This window comes from uncultured Jatrophihabitans sp., from assembly GCF_964252635.1.
Lineage (GTDB): Bacteria > Actinomycetota > Actinomycetes > Mycobacteriales > Jatrophihabitantaceae > Jatrophihabitans.
Window position 1 is genome coordinate 1 of sequence record NZ_CAXUNP010000017.1, and the last position, 3,606, is coordinate 3,606.

Here is a 3,606-nt window from a genome sequence, read left to right on the forward strand (position 1 = left end):
CCTTGTTGCCGTGCCGGCCGGCGAGCTTGTCGCCGTCCTGGATCTTGCGCTTCTGCGCGATGTAGACGCGCACCAGCTCGTTGACGCCCGGGGCGAGCTCGTCGCCGTCCTCGCGGCTGAACACGCGCACGCCGATGACCTTGCCGGCCTCGCCGTGCGGCACCTTAAGCGACGTGTCGCGGACCTCGCGCGCCTTCTCGCCGAAGATCGCACGCAGCAGCCGCTCCTCGGGGGTCAGCTCCGTCTCGCCCTTCGGCGTGACCTTGCCGACCAGCACGTCACCCGGCAGGACATCGGCGCCGATGCGCACGATGCCGCGCTCGTCGAGGTCGGCCAGGACCTCCTCGGAGACGTTCGGGATGTCGCGGGTGATCTCCTCGGCACCGAGCTTGGTGTCGCGGGCGTCGACCTCGTGCTCCTCGATGTGGATCGAGGTGAGGACGTCGTCCTGCACGATGCGCTGGTTGAGGATGATCGCGTCCTCGTAGTTGTGGCCCTCCCACGGCATGTAGGCGACCAGCAGGTTCTTGCCCAGCGCCATCTCGCCGTCGTCGGTGGACGGACCGTCGGCGATCACCATGCCGGCCTCGACGCGGTCACCCTCGTCGACGATCGGCTTCTGGTTGTAGCTGGTGCCCTGGTTCGAGCGCGCGAACTTCGCCAGCCGGTACGTCTGGTGCGTGCCGTCGTCGGCCATCACCGTGATGTAGTCGGCGGACAGCTCGGTGACGACGCCCGGCTTCTCGGCGGTGACGACGTCCGAGGCGTCGACGGCCGCGCGCAGCTCCATGCCGGTGCCGACCAGCGGGGATTCGGCCCGCAGCAGCGGCACCGCCTGGCGCTGCATGTTGGCGCCCATCAGCGCGCGGTTGGCGTCGTCGTGCTCGAGGAACGGGATCATGGCCGACGCGACCGACACCATCTGGCGCGGGGAGACGTCCATGTAGTCGACATCGGCGCCCTCGATCAGGTCGACCTCGCCGCCCTTCTTGCGCACCAGCACGCGGGCGTCGGTGAAGTTGCCCTGCGCATCGATCGGCGAGTTGGCCTGCGCGATGACGTAGCGGTCTTCCTCATCGGCGGACAGGTAGGCAATCTCGTCGGTGACCCGGCCGTTGTCGACCTTGCGGTACGGCGTCTCGACGAAGCCGAACGCGTTGACCCGGCCGTAGGAGGCGAGCGAGCCGATCAGGCCGATGTTCGGGCCTTCCGGCGTCTCGATCGGGCACATGCGGCCGTAGTGGCTGGGGTGGACGTCGCGCACCTCCATGCCGGCGCGGTCACGCGACAGTCCGCCCGGGCCGAGCGCGGACAGCCGGCGCTTGTGCGTCAGGCCCGCGAGCGGGTTGGTCTGATCCATGAACTGGCTCAGCTGCGACGTGCCGAAGAACTCCTTGATGGAGGCGACGACCGGCCGGATGTTGATCAGCGTCTGCGGCGTGATGGCCTCGACGTCCTGCGTGGTCATGCGCTCGCGCACGACCCGCTCCATACGCGAGAGCCCGACGCGGATCTGGTTCTGGATCAGCTCGCCGACGGTGCGCAGGCGACGGTTGCCGAAGTGGTCGATGTCGTCGGTCTCGTAGCCCTCTTCGCCCGCGTGCAGGCGGATGAGGTACTCGATGGTCTTGACGATGTCGTCCTCGGTCAGCGTGCCGTGCGCGACGTCGGAGTCGCTGCCCAGCTTCTTGTTGACCTTGTACCGGCCGACCTTGGCGAGGTCGTAACGCTTGCCGTTGAAGAACAGGTTCTCCAGCAGCGCCTGCGCGGATTCACGCGTCGGCGGCTCGCCCGGGCGCAGCTTGCGGTAGATGTCGAGCAGCGCTTCGTCGCTGGTGCCGATGTGGTCCTTGTCCAGCGTGGCGAGCAGGGTCTCCGACCAGCCGAAGTGCTCGCGGATGCGGTCCTCGCTCCAGCCCAGCGCCTTGAGCAGGACGGTCACCGGCTGGCGGCGCTTGCGGTCGATGCGCACGCCGACGGTCGAGCGCTTGTCGACGTCGAACTCGAGCCACGCTCCGCGGCTCGGGATGACCTTGACGCCGTAGACGTCGACGTCGGAGGTCTTGTCGAGCGTGCGGTCGAAGTAGACGCCCGGCGAACGGACGAGCTGGCTGACCACGACTCGCTCGGTCCCGTTGATGATGAACGTGCCCTTCGGCGTCATCATCGGGAAGTCGCCCATGAACACCGTCTGCGACTTGATCTCGCCGGTGGTGTTGTTGGTGAACTCCGCGGTGACGAACAGCGGGGCCGCGTACGTCATGTCCTTGTCCTTGCACTCCTCGATGGGCGCCTTGACGTCCTCGAAGCGTGGGTTGGAGAAGGACAGGCTCATCGAGCCGGAGAAGTCCTCGATGGGCGAGAGCTCGGTGAGGATGTCCTCGAGGCCGGAGCGGGCGCCCGACGTGCCGGCGACCCGGCCCTGCCAGGCGCTGTTGCCGACGAGCCAGTCGAAGGACTCGGTCTGCAACGCGAGGAGGTTCGGCACCTCCAGCGGCTCGCGAATCTTTGCGAACGAGGTGCGGGGAGGCGCACCGGGAATTCCTGAGCGGGTGATCCCTGAACGGGAGTCGGAGGTTGACTTACCGGAGCGCGAGACTGCCAAGATGCGTCCTTCCAAGGACTGTGCAACGAATCCGTCGACGCGGCCCACTCCGGCCCCGGGCCCGAATCACGCAGTTCGCGCGTGATGGGCACGCGCATCGGTCGCGGGCCAGGAAGGGCAACCGCGGCAGCGTTGATGGGCAGATAGGCAGGAAAAGGGCAGCGCAACTTGGAAGTTTAGCGGGCGTAGGCACGCCAAGCAAGCGCACGCAAACCGCGTCGCACCCGGCCTACCCATCCGCGGCGGATCGCGCTCGCGGCGCCCGCTGCGAATGTCGCAGGCCTGCCGCGGCGACCCAGCCCCGCGAGACTGCGTGACCGTGCCCAGAAAGAGTGCCTCGCGGGCGCCGACGCGTCAAGCATTTGCCCGGCCTGCCGTGTCGGCCGGAAACTTCGCGGAACCGACCGGAACTGGCTGAAACCGGCTGGATCGAGCTCAGGAGGTGGTGTGCAGGAGGTCGAGCTTGGCAATGAGCCACTTGCCGTGGCTCTTGTTCATGCGCACCACAGCACCCAGCGGATCGATGCGGCCCTTCGGGGTGCTCGTGTTGGTGACGTCGACCTGGCCGTACACCACGACGGTCCACTGTCCGCCGCTGATGGTCTGCAGGCCGCCGCTGGTGATCTTCGCGGTCTGCGTCGCTTTGAGCTTCGGCGCCTGCGGCTTGATGAATTTGTTGACCGAGGACGCGAACTGGCTCTTGAACTGCCCGGTGGCGCAGGCGCTGCCGTCCTTGAGGTAGGCGTCGAGGTCGCTGTACTTGTAGGTGCTGACCACGGCCACGCAGTTCTTGGCCGCGCCGAGCACCTGCTCGCGCTGGGCGGTGACGCTCGGGTCGTTGCGCCAGACGCCGTTGCTGGCGATGAACACGACGACGGCCATGGCGATGACGCCGGCGCCCAGGATCGCGGCCGGCGCCCACCGCGCCCAGGCGGGCAACTCGACGGTGCCGCGGGTGCCGCGGGTGCCGCGGGTGCCGCGGGTGCCGGCGGTCGCGCCGT

1 protein-coding gene is annotated in these 3,606 nt (G+C 68.0%); it reads right to left on the reverse strand.

Annotated features, from left to right (window positions below; all coding sequences use genetic code 11):
- On the reverse strand, window positions 1-2,605 hold a 2,605-nt coding region (rpoB, locus tag ACFFCA_RS09850), incomplete at its 3' end, for a DNA-directed RNA polymerase subunit beta (RefSeq protein ID WP_375484240.1).
- Window positions 2,606-3,606 lie beyond the last annotated feature (1,001 nt).